This window comes from Microbacterium ureisolvens, from assembly GCF_015278315.1.
Classification (GTDB): Bacteria; Actinomycetota; Actinomycetes; order Actinomycetales; family Microbacteriaceae; genus Microbacterium; species Microbacterium ureisolvens.
Genome location: NZ_JADIJE010000004.1, coordinates 1 through 20636, shown reverse-complemented (window position 1 = coordinate 20636; position 20636 = coordinate 1). Strand labels below are relative to the sequence as shown.

Below are 20636 nucleotides of genomic sequence, written 5' to 3'. Positions count from 1 at the left end.
TGTCTGTCGGGATGACAGGATTTGAACCTGCGACCCCTTGACCCCCAGTCAAGTGCGCTACCAAGCTGCGCCACATCCCGATGCCCCCGCTTGCGCGCGGACAACTCCCCCATCCTACCCGGTCCGCGGAGGCGTCGCGAACCGGGCCGCGCCCGGGCGTGGCATCCGTCGTCCTTGCCCATGTCGGTGGGGCGCATTAGCGTCGCGGCATGCCGAATATCACCATCGAACCGGCCACCGCCGACCGCTTCGACGACGCCCAGCACGCCCTGAGCGGTGGAGGCGACGGCTACGGCTGCCAATGCCAGTGGTGGATGATGCCGAACTCCGAGTGGCAGAAGACCAGCCTGCAAGAGCGCGAGGGCATGCTCCGCGACGAGATCACCGCGGGTCCGCCGCCGGCACTGATCGCATACGTCGACGACGAGGCCGCCGGCTGGGTGCGCGTGGGGCCGCGCATCCGTCAGGTGCGCATCGGGCGCACGAAGAACTTCACGGCGAACTCGCAAGAGCCGTGGGACGACGACTCGGTCTGGGCGGTGAGCTGCTTCGTCGTCCGCAAAGAGCATCGCAACGAGGGGCTCAACGCCCGGTTGCTCGACGCAGCGATCGACTTCGCCCGCCGCGGCAGAGCGCGGGTGATCGAGGCCTACCCCCTCGACCCCGACGCGGGGCGCAAGATGGCTTCCAACGAGCTGTTCCACGGCGTGCTGTCGACCTTCCGAGAAGCGGGTTTCCGAGAGGTCGCAAGGCCCAAGCCGCACCTCGCGATCGTCTCGCTCGACCTGGCGAGCTGACGGGCGAGCGCGAGCACAGACCCGTGCCTCGGCCGTGCGACGATGGTGGAGCCCTGCGCGTCGAGGAGGATCATGCATCGGCTCTGGATCGGGTTCGTGCCGTACATCGCGGCGTCGGCCGTTCACGTGTGGGCGCTCGCAGTCGGTGCCGATGCCGTCGCGGCCCCGACCAAGCTGACGCTCATGCCGCTGCTGGCCCTCGCGGTCGTCTGGGGCGCCCGGGGCGCAGGCTGGACGCGCGACCACACGCTGCTCGTCGTCGCGATCGGGCTGTCGTGGCTCGGCGACGGCGCCGGCACGTTCGTGCCGTGGCTGCCGACCGTGCCGATGATGCTGCTCTTCTTCGGGCTCGCCCACCTCTGCTACATCTGGCTGTTCTGGCGCAGGGTCGCGCTGCGACGCGTCCCACTGTGGGCGGCCGTATACGCCGTCTGGTGGGTCGTGCTCCTCGCCGTGCTCTGGCCCCACCTCGGTGGCCTCGCCGTGGCGGTCGCCGCGTACGGTCTGGTCCTCGGCGGCACGGCGGTCGCGGCGTCCCGCTGCCATCCGCTCATCGTGTGGGGAGGCGTCTTCTTCCTCGCCTCCGACTCGATCCTCGCGTTCCGGCTGTTCCTCCCCGACGCGATGCCGGACTGGACGAGCCCGCTCGTCATGCTCACCTACTGCCTCGGTCAGGGCCTCATCGCGGCCGGCGTCCTCGTCAGCGTGCGAGCGAGGCAAGTCGCTGCGGTGCGGGCGGAGGTGCCGGCATGACGGATGCGTCGGCCCGGGGCAAGTCGGTGCGCGTCGACGCCTGGCTCTGGGCCGTGCGGATCTACAAGACCCGGTCCGCGGCGACGACCGCGTGCCGCGCGGGCCACGTGCGTGTCAACGGCGAGCGGGCGAAGGCGGCGCAGCCGATCAGGGCGGGTGACGAGGTGCGGGTGCGCATCGACGGGTTCGACCGCATGCTGACGGTCCGCGACACGATTTCCAAGCGCGTCGGCGCGCCGCTGGTGGCCGCCGCGATGGAGGACCGCACGCCCCCGCGCGACCCCACCCCGGTCATCGCACAGCGTGATCGCGGCGCCGGACGCCCGACCAAGCGCGAGCGGCGCGAGATCGACCGCTTGCGCGGCCGTGTCGACGACTGAAGCTCAGCCCTCGAGCAGGTCGAGCAGCCAGCGCGCGCCGCGGACGGCGGCTCCGGCATCCGTCACCCTCTCGGCGAGTCCGCGATCGCTCGTCACGACCGTGACACGTCTGCCGCCCGCCACCGCGCGGTCCGCGGCCTCGACGATCGCATCGTCGCCGGATGCCTCAGCCCGCACCACTTCGACGCCCGCAGCGTCGTCGACCGTGCGCGCCTGCCCTTCGACCACCGCGGTCCACTCCGGGTACCAGGTGCGCTCGGGCAGATCGAGCGCCGACGCCGGCAGGCCGTCCGCACCGAGGTCCGACAGCCGCGAGATCAGCCGCGTGGCCGCCGCCGGCCGGTCGCGCCACCACCCGTCGGGCACCGCACCCATCACGTTCGCGATGTCGACGATCACCGCCGGGCGCACCCCGAGCAGCGCGCGCAGGCGCTCCCACGAGTCGGCGAAGCCGGGATGAAGCGGGTACTCCGCCACATCCTCTCCGGGCACCCAGGCGAGCTCCCGGCTCTCGGGGTCGCTGATGGTCGGCTCGAACGGCACGACGACGTCGCCGACGACCGTCGTGTAGCTCCAGTAGCCGAGGTCGAGCACACTCAGCACACGCGGACGGACCGACGCCTCCGGTACGCCCGCCTCCTCCGCGGCCTCGCGCAGCGCCCCGTCGCACGCCGACTCCCCTTCGTGACGGGCCCCGCCGGGCAGCGCCCAGGTGTCGCCGAAGTGGCTCCACGAGACGCGGTGCTGGAGCAGCACGCCCCGTCGCGGATCGACGGCGAGGAGGCCTGCCGCACCGAACCTGCCCCAGTACCGCTCCCCCGTCGGCGCGACCACCCATGCGTCGCCGGGATCACGCGGTCCGTGCGGACGCCGCGGCTCACCGGGGACGGGAGGCTCGATCGTCACGGGGCCGCCTTTCACTCGGGGCCGGTTTCGCCCACCGCCAGCCTCGCACACCGGCGGTCCACCCGCGGCCGGGCGGACCGGCCGCCGTCACCGGAGGACTCGCCACAATGGACCACATGCACTACGACCTCGACGACGACCCCGCCCGCATCCAGCGCGACGTCGTGTGGGGCTGGCTGTCGACCGAGGCCTACTGGGGCCGGTGGCGCACCCGCGAAGACGTCGACACGCAGCTCGACCGCGCGTGGCGCGTCGTCGGCGCCTATCGGCGCGACACGGGCGAGCAGGTCGGGTTCGCCCGCGCGGTGTCGGACGGCGTCGGGTTCGCCTACCTCGCCGACGTCTTCCTGCTCGACGCCCATCGCGGGCACGGACTCGGCAAGCGCCTGGTCCGCCGGATGATCGACGAAGGTCCGGGCGCCGATATGCGCTGGGTGCTCTTCACCGGCGACGCGCACGGCCTGTACCGGCACTTCGGCTTCACCGAGCCCGATGCGACAGCCATGGTGCGGCCGGCGCTCTACCGCGGCAGCGCGGAGGAATGACGGATGCCTCGGCCCGAGGCATCCGTCATCCTCGAGCGCGTCAGCGCTGGCGGCGCTCCCGCACGCGCATGTTGATCACGATGGGCGTGCCCTCGAAGCCGTACAGCTCGCGGAGGCGCCGCTGGATGAACCGGCGGTAGCCCGGGTCGAGGAAGCCGGTCGTGAACAGCACGAAGGTCGGCGGACGCGTCGACGCCTGCGTGCCGAACAGGATGCGCGGCTGCTTGCCGCCCCGCACCGGGTGCGGGTGCTCGGCGATGAGCTCGGTGAGGAAGGCGTTGAACTTGCCGGTCGGGATGCGCTGATCCCACGACTCGAGGGCGGTCTCGAGCGCCGGCACGAGCTTGTCGAGGTGGCGTCCGGTGCGCGCCGAGATGTTCACGCGGGGCGCCCACGCCACGTGCGCGAGGTCTTGCTCGATCTCGCGCTCGAGGTAGCGGCGGCGGTCCTGGCCGTCCATGTCGTCGTCGTTGAGGCGATCCCACTTGTTGAACGCCAGCACCAGAGCGCGGCCCGACTCGAGCACGAGGTCGATGATGCGCACATCCTGCTCGCTGAGCGGCTGCGTCACGTCGAGCACGACGACGGCGACCTCCGCCTTCTCGAGCGCGGCCGAGGTGCGAAGCGACGCGTAGAAGTCGGCGCCCTGCTGCAGGTGCACGCGGCGACGGATGCCGGCGGTGTCGACGAAACGCCACATCTTTCCGCCGACCTCGACGATCTCGTCGACCGGGTCGCGGGTGGTGCCGGCGAGCTCGTTGACGACCACGCGCTCCTCTCCGGCGGCCTTGTTGAGCAGCGACGACTTGCCGACGTTGGGCCTGCCGAGGATCGCGACGCGGCGCGGGCCGCCGATCTCGTGCTTGGCGACCGCCGACACGTCGGGCATCACCTTGACGACCTCGTCCAGGAGGTCGGCGACACCGCGTCCGTGGATGGCCGAGACGGGGTGCGGCTCGCCGAGGCCGAGGTTCCACAGCGCCGCGGCCTCGGGCTCCTGGCGCGCGTCGTCGACCTTGTTGGCGACGAGGAAGACCGGCTTCTTCGCCTTGCGCAGCAGCCGCACGACGTGCTCGTCGGTGGAGGTGGCGCCGACCATGGCGTCGACGACGAACAGCACCACGTCCGACAGGTCGATCGCGACCTCGGCCTGCGCGGCGACCGAGCGGTCGATGCCACGAGCGTCGGGCTCCCAGCCGCCGGTGTCGACGACGGTGAAGCGACGGTCCATCCACTCGGCCTTGTACGTCACGCGGTCGCGGGTGACACCCGGGGTGTCCTCCACGACGGCCTCACGGCGACCGAGGATGCGGTTGACGAGAGCTGACTTGCCGACGTTCGGGCGCCCGACGATCGCCACGACGGGCAGCGCGGGGAGGAACTCGATGCCGTCCTCGCCGCGGACGATGCCCTCAAGGAGCGCGGCGTCCTCGTCGTCGAGGTCGTAGTCCTCGAGGCCGACGCGCAGAGCGGCAGCCCGCTGCTCGGCGAGGTCGTCGTCGAGGGCTGCGAGGTTCTCGGCCAGGTGGTCGTCGCCGGTGTCTTCGAACTCGTCGAAGTCCGCGGAGGTGTCAGTGGCCATTTCGGGCTCCTGTCTGCAGAGAGTCGACCGCGGGCTCCCCCTGGGCAGCAGAAGGGTGCTGCACGGCCTGGATCACGCCGAGCACGGCGTCCACGGTCTGGTCGAAATCGAGGTGGGTCGAGTCGACGACCTCGACGCCGGGCGCGGCGGTGAGGAAGTCGACGACGGCCGAGTCTGAGGCGTCGCGCTGGTGGAGGGCGGCCGCGACGGCCGCGGCATCCTGCGTCGTCACTTCCGCGCTGCGACGCGCGGCGCGCACCTCGGGCGCGGCGGTCAGCAGGATGCGCACCGGCGCGTCGGGCGCGACGACCGTCGTGATGTCACGACCTTCGACGACGACTCCGGGCCGGCCCGAGCCCGCCACCAGCGCGCGGAACAGCGCGTTGACCGACTCGCGCACGGCGGGCACGCGGGCCACACCGCTGACCGCCTCCGACACGCGGGGCTCGCGGATGGCGTCGGTGACGTCGGTCTGCGCCACGCGCACCCAGTAGGCGTCGGGGTCGAGCGAGATCGCGTAGACGAAATCGCCCGAGACGTCGAGGACGGATGCCGCGTCCGACGTGTCGATGCCGCGCTCCAGCGCGTGCCACGCCAGCGCGCGGTATGCCGCACCCGTATCGAGGTAGCCGTAGCCGAGCCGGCGCGCGACCTGCTTCGAGACGCTGGACTTGCCGCTGCCGGCGGGGCCGTCGATCGCGACCACGACGGGGTCGGGGCCGGGCTTGGTGATCGCCCGATCAGTCATTGGTGGTGCTCGCAATCTTCCAGCCGCGCGATTCGAGGCCGTCGATCGCCCGGCGCACTGCGCTGGGGACGACGCTGATCTCGGCGAGGCCGAACTGGGCGCCGGGCGAGTGCTCCAGGCGCAGGTCTTCCACGTTCACATCCAGATCGCCGAGCTCGCCGAACAGGCGCCCGAGCTGACCGGGGGTGTCGTCGACCATCACGACGACCTGCTCGAAGCGGCGGTTCTGACCGTGCTTGCCCGGCAGGCGCTCGACGCCGTCGTTGCCGCGGCGGATGGTGTCGGCCACGGCGCGACGGGCACCGGGCGCGTCGGGATCCCGCAGTGCATCGGCGACGGCGGTGAGGTCGGCGGCGATCAGATCGAGCACGTCGACCACAGGGGCGGAGTTGGCGCCGAGGATCTGAACCCACAGCTCGGGGGCGGATGCCGCGATCCGCGTCGTGTCGCGCACCCCCTGCCCGGCGAGCCGCAGCGAGCCGTCGGGGGCGTCCACGAAGCGGCCGGCCAGCAGGCTCGCGACGAGCTGGGGCACGTGCGAGACGAGCGCGACGCCGCGGTCGTGGTCTTCGGGGGTCATCTCGATCGGCGTCGCACCGAGATCGAGGGCGAGCGCCTCCACGATCGCGAGATCGGCCGACGGCGTCTCCTCGTCGCGGCACACGACCCACGGCCGGCCGACGAAGATGTCGGCGCGGGCCGAGATGGCCCCGCCGCGCTCGCGCCCGGCGAGCGGGTGCGAGCCGATGTAGTGCGTGAGGTCGACGCCGCGCTCGCGGAGCACGCGGAGCGGCTCGAGCTTGACGCTCGCGACATCGGTCACGACCGCACCCGGGTGAGCGGCGAGCTCACGCTCGATCACGTCGGCGGTCACGTCCGGCGGGACGGCGACGACGACCAGCGACGGCTCGTCTCCCGCCGCGGCATGGCGCCCGGCGCCGTAGTCAACCGCGAGCCGCAGCTGCGACGGCGACGTGTCATCGAGGGCGACGTCGATGCCGCGCGCGGTCAGCGCGTGACCGATGCTCGCACCGAGGAGTCCGGCGCCGACGATGCGCACGGTGCCCCGCACGCGCGGCGCCAGCGCCGGCTCGGCGGCACGGTCGCGCGCAGAGGGCGGCCTCGTGTCGGTCACTTGCGTCTCCTGTTCGCCTGCACGGCGGAAATCTCAGTCCGCGGGCGTATCGCCGTCGCGGGTGTCGGGTGCGCCCTCCTCCGGCGTGGAAGAGGTCGCCTGGCGCGAGAGAGTCAGCAGAGCGCCCCGCTCCACTTTAGTCAACTCGCGGGCACGCCCCGCTGGCAGTGTTCCCAGGTGGAGGGGACCGAACTGACGACGGACCAGTTCGACGACGGGATGCCCCACCTCTGCCAGCATGCGCCGCACGATGCGGTTGCGGCCGGAGTGCAGGGTGAGCTCGACGAGCGACTCGCCGCCGGTGCCTGAGCTCGTCGAACGGACCTCGGTCGCCGAGCCCGTGGACGTGGAGAGCAGCCGCGCCTTGTCGGCGGCGATGGGTCCGTCCTCGAGCTCGACTCCGCGCGTCAGCCGCTGGATGGTCTGCGGAGTGACACGACCCTCGACCTTGGCGATGTACACCTTCGTCACGCCGAACGAGGGGTGCGCGAGGACGTGGGCGAGCTCGCCGTCGTTCGTGAGCACGAGCAGGCCGCTGGTCTCGGCATCCAGCCGGCCGACGTTGTACAGCCGCTCCGGCCACTCCTTCGTGAACCGGCGCAGGTCGGGGCGACCCCGGTCGTCCTTCATGGAGCTCACGACTCCGGTCGGCTTGTTGAGCATGACGTAGCGCTTGGACTGGTCGAGCTGGACCGCCGTGCCGTCCACGTCGACGAGGTCCTTCTCGGGGTCGATGCGGGATCCCAGCTCGGTCACGACCTGGCCGTTCACACGCACGCGGCCTTCGACGATGAGGTTCTCGGCCACGCGCCGCGACGCGACTCCGGCGTTCGCGAGCACCTTCTGCAGCCGTACGCCCTCGGTGGATTCGGATCCGCCGGTCATCGTCGCACTCCTTCGTCCAGGCCGTCTCCGACCCCGTTCGCACCCGACACCTCATCGGCGCCGTCCAGCAGCGGCGAGATGTGCGGGAGCTCGTCAAGCGAGTTGATCCCCAGGTGCACGAGCAGCGCGTCGGTGGTCCCGTAGTTGATGGCTCCGGTCTCGGCGTCGGCGAACAGCTCCGTGATGAGTCCGCGCGCGAGGAGCGTGCGCACGACCGAGTCCACGTTGACCGCGCGGATCGACGCCACCTGGCTCCGGGTGACGGGCTGCTTGTAGGCGATCACCGCGAGCGTCTCGAGCGCGGCCTGCGAGAGCCGTGCCGGCGCCTGCCCGCCCACGAACTCGCTCACGAGGTCGTCGAGCTCCTCCCGCACGTACAGCCGCCAGCCGCCGCCGACCTCGCGCAGCTCGAAACCGCGCACCGGCCCGCCCGCACGTCCGTCGTAGTCGTCGACGAGAGCCTCGACGGCCTGGCGCACCGCCGGCACCGGCGCGCCGACGGCCGCCGCGAGGCTGACGAGGCTCTGCGGCTCCTCGACGATCAGCAGGATCGCCTCCAGCCGTCGTGCGACGTCGGTCGTGTCGACGGCAGGTGTGGCTTCCATTGCCGCTGAGCTCGCGCCCGCGGCTCCGGAGCTCGCACCCCCGCCTGCGGAGCCCGCGCCCACGGTTGCTGAGCCCCCCTGCCCGGTCGCTGAGCTCCCCTGCTCGGTCGCTGAGCTTGTCGAAGCGTCATCGGTCATAGTCGGCTCCCAGGGTGGCGAGATTCTCGTCGCTCCAGCGCTGCGCGCTCCAGCGGAGGGTCAGCTCGCCGAGCGGCTCGAGCTGTTCGAAGGACAGGGCGGCGTGACGGTACAACTCGAGCACCGAGAGGAAGCGTGCCACCACGACGCCCGGCTGCGACACCCCCGCGATGAGCTCGCGGAAGCTGAGCGACCCGGCATCTCGCAGGAGCGTCACGACGATCGCCGCCTGCTCGCGGATGCTGATCAGGGGCGCGTGCAGGTGGTCCAGGCCCACCCGCGGGATCTCCTTGGGCGTCATCGCCAGGATCGCCAGGGCGGCGAAGTCGTCGGCGCTCAGCGACCAGACGAGCTCGGGAACGGCGTTGCGGTACTTCTCGTCCAGGCGCACCGACCGGGTGTGCCGCACACCCTCGCGACGCAGGCACCGCTCGAACCATGCCGAGACCTCTTTGAACGCCCGGTACTGCAGCAGCCGCGCGAAGAGCAGATCGCGCGCCTCGAGCAGCGCGACCGCCTCGGCGTCGACGAGCTCGCCCTGCGGGAGCAGCCCGGCGACCTTCATGTCGAGCAGAGTGGCGGCGACGACGAGGAACTCGGATGCCTCGTCGAGCTCTTCGTCCGGACCCAGGTCGCGAAGGTACGCGATGAACTCGTTGGTCACGAGCGAGAGCGACACCTCGGTGATGTCGAGCTCGTGCTTCGAGATGAGCGTCAGGAGCAGGTCGAACGGTCCGTCGAAGTTCGAGAGGGCGACCCGGAACCCGGGAGCGGGAGCCTCCGCAGAGGTCAGGTCCTCCCCCGCGGTCGGCGCGTCTGCCGAGGTCGCTGAGCCTGTCGCGGTCGCCGAGTCCGCCCCGGTCGCTGAGCCTGTCGAAGCGTCAGGCGACAGCGCCACGGGCGACCAGCTCCCGCGCCAGTCGCAGGTATGCCTGTGCGGCGGCGTGCTCGGGCGCGAACTCGGTGATCGGCATGCCCGAGACCGAGGCATCCGGGAACTTGACGGTGCGGCCGATCACGGTCTCGAGCACGTCGTCGCCGAACGCGTCGACCACGCGCTCCAGCACCTCGCGCGAGTGGAGGGTGCGGGCGTCGTACATGGTCGCGAGCACGCCGTCGAGCGTGATGGTCGGGTTCAGGCGATCGCGCACCTTGTCGATCGTCTCGATGAGCATCGCGACACCGCGCAGCGCGAAGAACTCGCACTCGAGCGGGATGACGACGCCGTGGCTCGCCGTCAGCGCGTTCACCGTCAGCAGGCCCAGCGACGGCTGGCAGTCGATGAGGATCACGTCGTAGTCGCCGGTCACCTTGCGCAGCGTGCGCGAGAGGGTCTGCTCGCGAGCGACCTCGTTGACGAGGTGCACCTCCGCAGCGGAGAGGTCGATGTTGGCCGGGATCACGTCGAGGTTCGGCACCTTCGTCGCGACGATGACCTCGCGAGGATCGCGCTTGCCGTCCAGCAGCAGGTCGTAGATCGTCGGGATGTCGTGGGTCTGGATTCCGAGACCCGCCGACAGTGCGCCCTGAGGATCGAAGTCGACCGCCAGCACCTTGCGGCCGTAGCCGGCGAGCGCCGCGGCGAGGTTGATGGTGGTGGTCGTCTTGCCGACGCCGCCCTTCTGGTTGCACAGCGCGATGATGCGGGCGGGGCCGTGGCCGTCGAGCTTGGGCGGGGTGGGAAAGCCCTGATAGGGACGACCGGTGGGTCCGATCGGAGTGTCCCCCGTGGCGGCCTTCGTCGCCGCCTGTGCCTTGCCCGCCACCAATGCTCCCGCCTACGTGCTTCGTGTCCCCCGATTCTAGTCACGCCCCGCGCCGGAACGCCTGCGGCGCGGCCGTCCAGCACCCGGAACGGCGCGGAGCCGCGAGCAGTGGTTCACAGCGAACCGAGCACGTCGAGCCGCACCTGCGCGGTGATCGCGATGAGCGCGTAGTCCAGCACCGTGATCAGCGGTGCCCAGGTCAGCAGCTCGACCGTGCAGAATCACTGTTCGGCCGGAAATCCCAACCGCGTCACCGGGCCCGCGGGTGCGAAGTGGCGTACACATCGCGGAGTGCGTCGACGGACACGTAGGTGTAGATCTGCGTCGTCGCGACGGAGGCGTGGCCGAGCAGCTCCTGCACGACGCGCACGTCGGCACCGCCCTGCAGCAGGTGGGTGGCGAACGAGTGCCGCAGTGTGTGCGGTGAGACGTGGGCGGTGAGGTGCGCGCGCTCGGCCGCCGACTGGATGATCAGCCACGCGCTCTGCCGCGACAGCGGTGCTCCGCGCGCGCCGAGGAAGAGCTTGGGCGTCGCACGTCCGCGCAGCGACAGTGCGGGTCGCGCGCGAGTGACGTACGCGTCCACGGCGGCGCGCGCATACGAGCCGACCGGAACGATGCGCTCCTTCGATCCCTTGCCCCGAACGCGCAGCACATCGCCGTGCGACGCGTCGTCGACGTCGAGCTGCACGATCTCCGAGACGCGCGCGCCGGTCGCGTACAGCAGCTCGAGGAGCGCCCGATCGCGCAGGCCCAGCAGATCGCCCGGTGCCGCCCCGGAAGCGACCGAGGTATCGGCGCCGGTCGCCGGCGCCGGCCCGGCGGCGTCCAGCAGCTGCTCCACCTGCTCGACCGTGAGCGCCTTGGGCAGCCGCCGTGCCTGCTTGGGCGGACGCAGCTGCGACGACGGATCGGCCGCCTCGATGCCCTCGCGCGCCAGGAAGCGGTGCAGACCCCGAACCGACGACTGCAGCCGCGCGAGCGACGCCGCCGCCATCGGCGGCTTGGCCGCCGCGCGGTCCGCCACGAAGCTGGCGAGAGTCACCGCGGTGACGGCCGAGGTCTCTTCGATCCCCTGCTCGCGGAGCCACTCGGCGTAGCCGGCGAGGTCGCGCCGGTACGCCGAGACGGTGTTCTCCGACAGCCCGCGCTCGATCGCCACGTGACGCAGGTAGGCGTCCACCGCGCGATCGACTCTCACCTCAGGAGCGTCTCACGTCCGGGCCGATGCGGGGTGAAATCGCGCCGCGTGCGCTTCAGACCGGGGCGGATCGCCGGGCGGCTCGCAGTCGCTCGGCGGCCGCGAGGACGCCGGTCGTGAGGATGCCGTTGCGCAGTCGTCCCGCGAAGATCCCCGCGACAGCGTCGGCAATCGGCACCCACTCGACGCGGATGTCGGCCTCCTCGTCCTCCCGGGCGTGCACCTCGCCGGCCGGGCTGAGCCCGCGTGCGAGGAACAGGTGGACGATCTCGTCGTTGCCGCCGGGAGTCGTGAAGATGCTCACCAGGGGCTCCAAGGAAGACGCGACGAGGTCGACCTCCTCCGCGAGCTCCCGGCGCGCCGTCTCGAGCGGCGACTCGCCGGCGATGTCGAGCAGTCCGGCCGGGATCTCCCAGTCGCGGCGGCGGATCGGATGCCGGTACTGCTGGATCAGCAGCACCCGCTCCTCCTCGTCCACCGCGACGACCGCGGCCGCGCCCGGGTGGTCGACGTACTGGCGCACGATCTTCCCGCCGCCGTAGGCGACGGTGTCGCTGCGGACGTCCCACACGCGCCCCTCGTACACCAGCTCGCTCTCGAGGATCTCGGCGTCGACGACCTCGTCCTGGAGGACGGCCGCGCCGGCGGTCTCGGGCGCGCCGGGCTGCGGCATCCGTCCGTCCGTCACGTCAGGCGACCGTGAGCTCGTCGGCCTCGACCTCGAACAGCTCGCTCGAGCGGTGACGCTCGAGCGCCGCGCCCACCAGGCCGCGGAAGAGCGGGTTGGCGTTCGTCGGCCGTGAGCGCAGCTCGGGGTGCGCCTGCGTCGCGATGTAGTACGGGTGCACGTCGCGCGGCAGCTCCACGTACTCGACGAGGTCGAGGTCGGGGTTGATGCCCGAGAAGAGCAGGCCCGCGTCGGCGATCTGGTTGCGGTAGCGGTTGTTCACCTCGTAGCGGTGACGGTGACGCTCCGACGCGCGGTTGGATCCGTACACCTCGGCCGCGATCGAGCCCTCGGCGAGCTCGGCCGGGTACAGGCCCAGGCGCATCGTGCCGCCCAGGTCGCCGTGGTCGAGGATGTCGACCTGCTCCTCCATGGTCGCGATGACGGGGTGCTCGGTGTCGGGGTCGAACTCGCTCGACGAGGCGTCGGCGATGCCCGCGACGTGGCGTGCGTACTCGATCACGATGCACTGGAGGCCGAGGCAGATGCCGAGGGTGGGGATGCCCTGCTCTCGCGCGAACTTCAGCGCGCCGATCTTGCCCTCGATGCCGCGGATGCCGAAGCCGCCGGGGATCACGATGCCGTCGAGCGCGCCGAGCGCCTTGGCCGCGCCTTCGGGCGTCTCGCACTCGTCGGAGGGGATCCAGCGGATGTTGACGTGGGTCTCCTGCGCGAACCCGCCGGCCTTGAGCGCCTCGGTCACCGACAGGTAGGCGTCGGGAAGGTCGATGTACTTGCCGACCAGGCCGATCGTGACCTCGTGCTTGGGGTTGTGCACCGCGTTCAGCACGCGCTGCCAGCGCGACCAGTCGACGTCGGCGGCCTTCGAGAGACCGAGCGCACGGACGATGTACTCGTCGAGGCCCTGCTCGTTGAGCATCGAGGGGATGTCGTAGATGCTCGGCACGTCGACCGCGTTCACGACGGCGCCCTCGTCGACGTCGCACATGAGCGCGATCTTGCGCTTGTTCGACTCGGTGACGGGGCGGTCGCTGCGCAGCACGAGCGCGTCGGGCTGGATGCCGATCTGGCGCAGCGCCTGCACCGAGTGCTGCGTGGGCTTGGTCTTCTGCTCCCCCGACGCCCCCATGAACGGCACGAGCGAGACGTGCACGAAGAAGACGTTGCTGCGGCCGAGCTCGTGGCGGATCTGGCGGGCCGACTCGATGAACGGCTGCGACTCGATGTCGCCGACGGTGCCGCCGATCTCGGTGATGATCACGTCGGGACGCGGCTCCTCGGTCGCCTGCAGGCGCATGCGGCGCTTGATCTCGTCGGTGATGTGCGGGATCACCTGCACCGTGTCGCCGAGGTACTCGCCACGGCGCTCCTTGGCGATCACCTGCGAGTAGATCTGGCCCGTCGTGACGTTCGCGGCCTGGCTCAGCTCGATGTCGAGGAAGCGCTCGTAGTGGCCGATGTCGAGGTCGGTCTCGGCCCCGTCGTCGGTGACGAAGACCTCGCCGTGCTGGAACGGGTTCATCGTGCCCGGGTCGACGTTCAGGTACGGGTCGAGCTTCTGCATCACGACGCGCAGACCGCGCGCGGTGAGGAGGTTTCCGAGGCTCGCAGCGGTGAGACCCTTGCCCAACGAGGAAACGACACCACCGGTCACGAAGATGTGCTTGGTGGTGTCGTTCGAAGTGTCGCCGCGGGAAGAATCAGAAGTCTGCATCACGGGCTTTTATCCTATCAGTCGACTTCGGTGCGAAGGCTGAGCAACTCACGTGCGTGCGTGAGCGCGGCGTCGGAATCGGGCATGCCCGAGAGCAGGCGCGCCATCTCTGCTTCGCGGTCGCCGCCCTCCAGGCGACGGACATCGGATGCCGTCACCGAGCCGTCGTTCGCCTTCACGACCGTCAGGTGGTTCGCGGCGAACGCCGCGACCTGTGCGAGGTGGGTGACCGCGATCACCTGCGACGACTCCGAGAGGCGCGCCAGACGCCGGCCGACCTCGATCGCCGCGGCGCCGCCGATGCCGGCATCCACCTCGTCGAAGACGAAGGTCGGGACGGGGTCGACCCCCGCGATGACGACCTCGATGGCGAGCATCACCCGGCTGAGCTCTCCCCCGCTCGCGCCGCGTGAAACGGCGCGGGGCTCGGCACCGGGATGAGGCGCCAGCAGGATCGCGACGTCGTCCCGGCCGTACGCGGACTCCGTGCCCTCGCTGACGGCGACCTCCAGGCGTGCGTCCGGCATCGCCAGCGCACGCAGCTCGGTTGTCACCGCGGCTCCGAGCCGCCCGGCGGCCTCGACGCGAGCCGCGGTCAGCGCGGCGGCGGTGTCGTCGAGGACGGATGCCGCGGCATCGCGCTCCTCGGTCAGCCGCTCGATGCGGTCGGAGTCGTCGTCGAGTTCGGCCAGGCGCGACGAGCCGGTGTCGAGCAGCTCGATCGCGGCGTCGAGCGTGCCGTGAGCACGCACGAGGCCCGCCAGCACCGCGCGCCGCTCCTCGACCGCGGCGAGCTCGTGCGGCCCGGACTCGTCGAGGTCGGCGAGGTAGCCGGCGAGAGCGGCGGCGACGTCGGCGACGCGGTAGCCGAGGTCGGCCAGCTGCCCGGCCAGCTCCTCGAGCACCGGGTCGTGCACGCGCTCGAGGGCGCGACGGGCTTCGGCGAGCAGCGAACCGGCGTCCGGCACGTCGCCCTCGCCCGACAGGCCGTCGTGGGCGGTGGCCGCGGCGAGCCGCAGCTCCTCGGCATTGGCGAGCCGCTCGGCGCGGGCGGTGAGTTCGGCGTCCTCGCCGGACTGCGGCGCGGCCTGCTCGATCTCGGCGAGCTGTGCGCGCAGGTCCTCGGCCTCGCGGGCGCGCGCGTCGCGATCGGTGGTGAGCTGCGACAGCTCGCGGTCGATGGCGCGCCAGTGCTCGTAGGCGCGGCGGTAGGCGTCGCGGGCGGTGTGGACGGCCTCGCCGCCGAACCGGTCGAGGGCGTCCCGCTGTGCCGCCGCCGACCGCAGGCGCAACTGGTCGGACTGCCCGTGGACGACGACCAGTTCGTCGGCGAGATCGGCTAGTACTCCGGCGGGTGCGGCGCGGCCGCCGACCGACGCCCGCCCGCGCCCCTCGCTCGAGATCGAGCGCCCGATGTACAGCTCCGCCCGGCCGCCGCCGATCGGCTCGACGTCGCCGCCTGCCTCGCGCACGCGCGCCGCCACCGGTCCGTCCTCGGGGACGATCCAGACGCCGTCGACGGTCGCCTGCGGCGCTCCGGCGCGGACGGCGCCGGAGTCCGCGCGCTGACCGAGCAGCAGTCCGAGTCCGGTCACGACCATCGTCTTGCCGGCGCCGGTCTCGCCGGTGATCGCCGTGAACCCGGGCCCGATGGGCAGGGTCGCCTCGGCGATCACGCCCAGATCCCGCAGGCGCATCTCCTCGATCACGGCGCCACCTCGGTCCCGACCTCCGGCGTGTCGGCGGACGCGGCGGGTGCGGCATCCGTACCTTCCGTCCGCCGCACCGGCAGGACGCCGGTGATCGCGGCAGGACCGCGCCAGCCCTCGACGGGCAGGCGGAACTTGCGCACCAGGCGATCGGTGAACTGGGCCGGGTGCAGGCGGGCGAGACGCACCGGCCGGTCGGAGCGGCGCATGACGACGCGCGCGCCGGGAGGGAGGTCGTGCGAGCGCCGGCCGTCGCACCACAGGATGCCGGTGCCGTTGGTGCGCTCGAGAACCTCGATGGCGACGGCGTGCTCGGGGCCGACGACGAGCGGCTTCGCGAACAGTGCGTGCGCCGACAGGGGCACCACGGCGATCGCCTCGACGGTGGGCCAGATCACCGGGCCGCCGGCGGAGAAGTTGTAGGCGGTCGATCCGGTCGGGGTGGAGACGACCATGCCGTCGCAGCCGAACGTCGACAACGGGCGGCCGTCGATCTCGACGACGACCTCGAGCATGCGCTCGCGACTGGCCTTCTCGACCGTCGCCTCGTTGAGCGCCCAGGTCTCGTAGATCACGGAATCGCCGGTGTCTTTCACGCGCACCTGGAGCGCCATGCGCTCCTCGACCTCGTACTCGCGGGCGATGACGCGGCGGACCGCCTCGTCCATGTCGTCGCGCTCGGTCTCGGCGAGGAAGCCGACGTGCCCCATGTTGATGCCCAGGACGGGGGCGCTGCCGTCGCGGACCAGCTCCGCCGCCCGCAGGATCGTGCCGTCGCCGCCGAGCACGATCGCGAGTTCGATGTGCGCCACCGGTACGTCGACACCGAGCAGCGCGACATCGCCGAGCGACGACCCCGCCTCGACCAGCTCTTCGCGGTCGTCGGGGGCGAGCACGGGACGGGCTCCGGCGGTGCGCAGGGCCTCGACGACCCGCTCGGCCGCCGCGACCGTGTCGGAGCGATGCGCGTGGGCCACCACGAGGATGCTGCGGTCGGCCTGCGCTGCGGCGTGCGGATGGTGCGCTGCGTCGGCCCGGGTGTCGGCGTCGTTCATCGGCTCCCCGCCAGTCGGTTCACGGTGCTCAACCATTCTGTCGGATTGCTCCCCCGCCCCGGCGCGAGGTGTGCGATGTACTCCGAATTGCCGTGTGTGCCCGCGATCGGGGAGGAGACGATGCCGCAGGTTCCGAGGCCGGCGTCCCACGCGGCCCACAGCACGCCGGCGACCGCGTCGGCGCGCAGCGCCGGGTTGGTGACGAGCCCGCCCTTGACCGCCGTGCGGCCCACCTCGAACTGCGGCTTCACGAGCAGCACGAGGTCTGCGTCAGGCGCTGCGACGGCTCGCGCGGCGGGCAGCACGTGGGTGAGCGAGATGAACGAGAGGTCGCCGGTGATGACCGAGGGCGCCTGCGCGATGCCGCTCGCCTCGGCCAGCGATTCGGGTGTCATGTAGCGGACGTTGAAGCCCTCGATCGAGACGACGGCGGGGTCGCCGGCGACGGATGCCGCGAGCTGGCCGTGGCCGACATCCACCGCGATCACCGGCTCGGCGCCGCGTTCACGCAGCACCTGCGTGAATCCGCCGGTCGATGCGCCCATGTCGAGGGCGACCCGGCCGCGGACGTCGACGCCGAAGGAGTCCAGCCCCGTGATCAGCTTGTGCGCCGCGCGGCTGACGTAGTGATCGCTCTGGGCGACCTCGATCACCGCCTCATCGCCAACGGGGGCCGAGGCCTTGACGACCGGTCGGCCGTCGACGGTCACGAGCCCTTCGGCGATCAGCGTCGCCGCGTGCGTGCGGGAGCGCGCGAGACCCCGTGCTGCGAGAGCGGCGTCGAGGCGGCTCGTCATGACGGGGCGCCGGGCGTCGCCTCGAGGCGACGGGCGAGCGCGTCGTGGAGCGTGTCGTACGCCGCGGCGCGCGTGGCCAACGGCTGCGCCTCGATCACCTCGAGGGTCGACAGCAGATCGCCGGTCCGGTCCTCTTGCTCGTTGGCCTGATCCATGCCCCCAGGATACGGGGGCGATGCGACAGACCTCGCTGCGCCGCGGCGCAGCGGGTCAGGGCCGGTGGAACGGGTCGGCGTACAGCCGCTCCGGCACGCGGAAGCCGAAGATCGCACGGCCGCTCGACCAGATGGCGGCGGCACCTGCGCGCACCAGGTCGATCGGCCGGTCGCCCTCGCTGAGGATGCGGATGTCGGCGCCGTCGACGGCCACCTTCGCCCCGCGGACCGTCGCCACCTCGTCCTTGACGTGCACCTCGGGGTACGGCTCGTGAAGCTCGCGCAGATCGCCGAGGATGTACGTCGGTCGCGACCCCTCCGGCGCGGCGAGGACGTGCTTGGGCCGGTCGATGCCGGTCAGCACGAGCGCCGATTCGATCCCGGCTCGGTTCGCGCCCAGGATGTCGGTGTCGAGCCGGTCACCGAGGAAGAGCGGATGCCGCGCCTCGAACCGCGCGACCGCCTCCTCGAAGATCGGCGTCTCGGGCTTGCCGGCCACGGTGGCGAGCCGCCCGACGGCGGTGTGCACCGCCGACACGAGCGTGCCGTTGCCGGGTGCGATGCCACGTGACTGCGGGATGGTCCAGTCGGTGTTGGTGGCGATCCATGGGATGCCGCCGTCCTCTTCGGGCGTCTTCAGCGCGAAGGCGGCCTCGGCCAGTTGCGTCCAGCCCACCTCGGGTGCGAAGCCCTGCACCACGGCGGCCGGAGCGTCGTCCGCGCTGCGCGTGACGACGAAACCGGCCTTCTCGACCTCGACGACCAGTCCCTCGCCGCCCACCACGAGCACCGTGGCGCCGGGCGCGATCTTCTGAGCGAGCAGGCGCATCGCGGCCTGCGGACTGGTGACGACGTCACGAGCGGTCGTGTGCAGGCCGAGCTCGGCCAGGTGCGCCGCGACCGAGACATCCGTGCGCGAAGCATTGTTGGTGATGTACGCGAGCGAGCGCCCGTCACGCGCGCGGTTGAGGCTCTCGACGGCGTGCGGCAGCGCACCCGCCCCGGCATAGACCACTCCGTCGAGGTCGGCGAGCACCACATCGACGCCCTCGAGCGGCGCAGGCGTCACCGCCCGCCGTCCGAACAACGCCATCAGCGCTGGGCCTCGTCGGTCGACTCGTCTGCCGGCGACTCGTCGACGCCGGCCTCGATGAGGATGTCGGCGACCTCGTCCTCCACGGAATACGGCTCGTCGTCGGTGGCGTCGGGCTGGACTTCGCCTACGGGCTCGACGCCGGCTTCGGCCTCGACGCCGGCTTCGGCCTCGACGCCGGCTTCGGCCTCGACGCCGGCTTCGGCCTCGACGCCGGCTTCGGCCTCGACGCCGGCTTCGGCCTCGACGCCGGCTTCGAGCTCGGGCTCCGTCTCGACCTCGAGGTCGTTTTCGAGTACGTCCTCGTCGAGGTCCGCGCCGATCTCGTCCTCGTCGTCGCTCTCCTCGACGATCTCTTCGACGAAGACCGTCTCGAGATCACCGATACCGGATGCCGCGTCGATCGCTTCGCCGGCGACCACGGCGCGACGGCGCCACTGCGCCGCCTCGTCGTCGCGGCCGAGCTCCTCGAGCACCGCGGCACGCGCGGCGAAGAGCCCGGGGCTCCACTCGAAGGCGCGGTCGGGGTCGAGCTCGGGGATGTCGAGCTCCTGCAGTGCGCGCTCGGGCTCTCCGAGGTCGAGGCGCGCGCCCGACATCGCGATCGCGAGTTCGACCCGCACGGGAGTGTCGAGAGTGGAGCGGTCGACCGAGCGGCCGAGCTCGAGCGCGCGGTCAGCGCGCCCCACGCCGCGTTCGCTGTCGACCATCAGGGCGATCTGGTCGTCACGCCCCGAGATTCGCCGGTACGTGCGCAGCTCACGGAGAGCGAGCGCGAAGTCGCCCGTCGCGTACGCCGTGATCGCCAGGGTCTCGCGCACGACGGCGATGCGACCGGCGCGGCGGGAGGCCGAGAGGGCGTGCTGGTGCGCCAGCTCCGGCTCCTCGTCGATCAGCTGCGAGGCCATCGCGAGGTGACGCGCGACCTGGTCGGCGTTCTCCTTACTGAGCGTCTTGAGCTCGTTGCGCGCCGCCGGCGGCAGATCGCGTGCGGTGATGTCCTCGGGGATGACCGGGTCGTCGTGGCGAGCACGGACAGGACGGATCTCGCCCTCGCGCACGGCCCGGTCGGGCCGGTCGGCACCACCGCGCGTCGGACGCGGGGCACGCTCATCACGCTTCGCGTACGGGCGGTCGCCGTCGCGCTTCGCGTACGGCTTACGGTCGTCATCGCGCTTCGCGTACGGGCGGTCGCCGTCGCGCTTGGCATACGGGCGGTCGCCGTCGCGCTTGGCGTACGGCTTACGGTCGTCATCGCGCTTCGCGTAGGGGCGGTCGCCGTCGCGCTTGGCGTACGGCTTACGGTCATCGTCGCGCTTGGCGTAGGGGCGGTCGCCGTCGCGCTTGGCGTACGGCTTACGGTCATCGTCGCGCTTCGCGTAAGGGCGGTCGCCATCACGCTTGGCATACGGGCGGTCGCCGTCACGCTTCGCGTACGGCTTACGACCGTCATCGCGCTTCGCGTACGGCTTGCGATCATCGTCGCGCTTCGCGTACGGGCGGTCGCCGTCGCGCTTCGCGTACGGGCGGTCACTATCGCGCTTCGGGTACGGCTTACGGTCGTCGTCGCGCTTGGCGTACGGCTTACGGTCGTCGTCACGCTTCGCGTACGGCTTACGGTCGTCGTCACGCTTCGCGTACGGCTTACGGTCGTCGTCACGCTTCGCGTAAGGACGGTCCCCGTCACGCTTGGCATACGGCTTCTTGTCGCCGTCGCGCTTGACGTACGGCTTTCGGTCGGCGCCTGCCGACGAGGGCTTCCGGCTGCTGGATCGCTCGCGCGGCGCGCGTCGTTCGTCGCGCGGCTCCTGCTCTGCCATTGTTCGATCCTCCTGGATGCGGTCTACGTCGGCAATCCACCGTGTTAACGCGGAATGGCCACCCAGGGTGTGGGTGGCCATTCCGTGAATGGGTGTCCGGCGGTGTCCTACTCTCCCACAGGGTCCCCCCTGCAGTACCATCGGCGCTGAGAGGCTTAGCTTCC

The 20636-nt window shown here is 71.5% G+C and carries 21 protein-coding genes, 1 tRNA gene and 1 rRNA gene; 4 read left to right on the top strand and 19 right to left on the bottom strand.

The genetic code is table 11. The features are described 5' to 3' along the window. Positions 1 to 6: 6 nt before the first annotated feature. Positions 7 to 80: transfer RNA gene (locus IM767_RS07395), tRNA-Pro, on the bottom strand. A 129-nt stretch (positions 81 to 209) separates the two neighbouring features. Between IM767_RS07395 and IM767_RS07390 the strand changes: the two genes are divergently transcribed. From IM767_RS07390 to IM767_RS07380, 3 genes are all read left to right on the top strand, one after another. Continuing rightward, positions 210 to 797: a GNAT family N-acetyltransferase gene (locus IM767_RS07390; protein WP_109209200.1), complete on the top strand. Its 588-nt coding sequence runs from the start codon at positions 210 to 212 to the stop codon at positions 795 to 797. Between the two features lie 72 nt (positions 798 to 869). After that, the gene (locus IM767_RS07385; protein WP_109209199.1) at positions 870 to 1550 is read left to right on the top strand and encodes a lysoplasmalogenase; all 681 of its coding nucleotides are present in this window, start codon (positions 870 to 872) and stop codon (positions 1548 to 1550) included. Beyond that, a complete protein-coding gene (locus IM767_RS07380; RefSeq protein ID WP_109209198.1) occupies positions 1547 to 1930 on the top strand; it encodes an RNA-binding S4 domain-containing protein in 384 nt (127 codons plus the stop codon). The genes IM767_RS07385 and IM767_RS07380 overlap by 4 nt, the downstream gene beginning before the upstream one ends. A gap of 3 nt (positions 1931 to 1933) precedes the next feature. On the opposite strand, the gene IM767_RS07375 is transcribed toward IM767_RS07380, so the two are convergent. Then, positions 1934 to 2836: an NUDIX domain-containing protein gene (locus IM767_RS07375; protein ID WP_109209197.1), complete on the bottom strand. Its 903-nt coding sequence runs from the start codon at positions 2834 to 2836 to the stop codon at positions 1934 to 1936. Positions 2837 to 2943: 107 nt separating this feature from the next. Between IM767_RS07375 and IM767_RS07370 the strand changes: the two genes are divergently transcribed. Further along, positions 2944 to 3381 (top strand): GNAT family N-acetyltransferase, encoded by a 438-nt coding sequence (locus IM767_RS07370; RefSeq protein ID WP_198425743.1) that lies wholly within the window; start codon positions 2944 to 2946, stop codon positions 3379 to 3381. A 40-nt stretch (positions 3382 to 3421) separates the two neighbouring features. Here the strand turns inward: IM767_RS07370 and der are convergent, their stop codons facing one another. The 17 genes from der to rrf form a co-directional block, all read right to left on the bottom strand. Then, positions 3422 to 4963: a ribosome biogenesis GTPase Der gene (der, locus tag IM767_RS07365; protein WP_109209196.1), complete on the bottom strand. Its 1542-nt coding sequence runs from the start codon at positions 4961 to 4963 to the stop codon at positions 3422 to 3424. Next, on the bottom strand, positions 4953 to 5711 hold the full coding sequence (gene cmk, locus IM767_RS07360) for a (d)CMP kinase (RefSeq protein WP_239453184.1): 759 nt from the start codon (positions 5709 to 5711) through the stop codon (positions 4953 to 4955). The genes der and cmk overlap by 11 nt, the downstream gene beginning before the upstream one ends. Next, complete coding sequence (locus IM767_RS07355; RefSeq protein WP_378768443.1) at positions 5704 to 6846, bottom strand: prephenate dehydrogenase; 1143 nt, start codon at positions 6844 to 6846, stop codon at positions 5704 to 5706. Before IM767_RS07355 ends, cmk begins: the two co-directional genes overlap by 8 nt. Before the next feature lie 33 nt (positions 6847 to 6879). Then, complete coding sequence (locus IM767_RS07350; protein WP_109209195.1) at positions 6880 to 7731, bottom strand: pseudouridine synthase; 852 nt, start codon at positions 7729 to 7731, stop codon at positions 6880 to 6882. Continuing rightward, on the bottom strand, positions 7728 to 8336 hold the full coding sequence (scpB, locus tag IM767_RS07345; protein WP_109209194.1) for an SMC-Scp complex subunit ScpB: 609 nt from the start codon (positions 8334 to 8336) through the stop codon (positions 7728 to 7730). Before scpB ends, IM767_RS07350 begins: the two co-directional genes overlap by 4 nt. Positions 8337 to 8463: 127 nt before the next feature. Next, positions 8464 to 9267, bottom strand: coding sequence for a segregation and condensation protein A (locus tag IM767_RS07340; protein ID WP_109209493.1), 804 nt, complete (start codon positions 9265 to 9267; stop codon positions 8464 to 8466). A gap of 88 nt (positions 9268 to 9355) precedes the next feature. Continuing rightward, positions 9356 to 10240: a ParA family protein gene (locus tag IM767_RS07335; RefSeq protein ID WP_109209193.1), complete on the bottom strand. Its 885-nt coding sequence runs from the start codon at positions 10238 to 10240 to the stop codon at positions 9356 to 9358. Between the two features lie 250 nt (positions 10241 to 10490). After that, positions 10491 to 11441: a site-specific tyrosine recombinase XerD gene (gene xerD, locus IM767_RS07330; RefSeq protein WP_109209192.1), complete on the bottom strand. Its 951-nt coding sequence runs from the start codon at positions 11439 to 11441 to the stop codon at positions 10491 to 10493. A gap of 55 nt (positions 11442 to 11496) precedes the next feature. Further along, on the bottom strand, positions 11497 to 12129 hold the full coding sequence (locus IM767_RS07325) for an NUDIX domain-containing protein (protein ID WP_239453183.1): 633 nt from the start codon (positions 12127 to 12129) through the stop codon (positions 11497 to 11499). A gap of 1 nt (position 12130) precedes the next feature. Then, positions 12131 to 13843, bottom strand: coding sequence for a CTP synthase (locus IM767_RS07320; protein WP_109209191.1), 1713 nt, complete (start codon positions 13841 to 13843; stop codon positions 12131 to 12133). Positions 13844 to 13860: 17 nt separating this feature from the next. Further along, positions 13861 to 15552 (bottom strand): DNA repair protein RecN, encoded by a 1692-nt coding sequence (recN, locus tag IM767_RS07315; protein WP_109209190.1) that lies wholly within the window; start codon positions 15550 to 15552, stop codon positions 13861 to 13863. Next, complete coding sequence (locus IM767_RS07310) at positions 15549 to 16607, bottom strand: NAD kinase (protein ID WP_109209189.1); 1059 nt, start codon at positions 16605 to 16607, stop codon at positions 15549 to 15551. Before IM767_RS07310 ends, recN begins: the two co-directional genes overlap by 4 nt. Beyond that, positions 16604 to 17404 (bottom strand): TlyA family RNA methyltransferase, encoded by an 801-nt coding sequence (locus tag IM767_RS07305; protein ID WP_109209188.1) that lies wholly within the window; start codon positions 17402 to 17404, stop codon positions 16604 to 16606. Before IM767_RS07305 ends, IM767_RS07310 begins: the two co-directional genes overlap by 4 nt. Beyond that, complete coding sequence (locus IM767_RS07300; RefSeq protein ID WP_194398834.1) at positions 17401 to 17559, bottom strand: hypothetical protein; 159 nt, start codon at positions 17557 to 17559, stop codon at positions 17401 to 17403. The genes IM767_RS07305 and IM767_RS07300 overlap by 4 nt, the downstream gene beginning before the upstream one ends. A gap of 55 nt (positions 17560 to 17614) precedes the next feature. After that, positions 17615 to 18652 (bottom strand): HAD-IIA family hydrolase, encoded by a 1038-nt coding sequence (locus IM767_RS07295; RefSeq protein ID WP_109209187.1) that lies wholly within the window; start codon positions 18650 to 18652, stop codon positions 17615 to 17617. Further along, entirely contained in the window at positions 18652 to 20472 is a 1821-nt protein-coding gene (locus IM767_RS20755; protein WP_242061457.1) for a primosomal protein, read from the bottom strand. Before IM767_RS20755 ends, IM767_RS07295 begins: the two co-directional genes overlap by 1 nt. A 94-nt stretch (positions 20473 to 20566) precedes the next feature. Continuing rightward, positions 20567 to 20636, bottom strand: a 5S ribosomal RNA gene (rrf, locus tag IM767_RS21230); the annotation flags it as partial.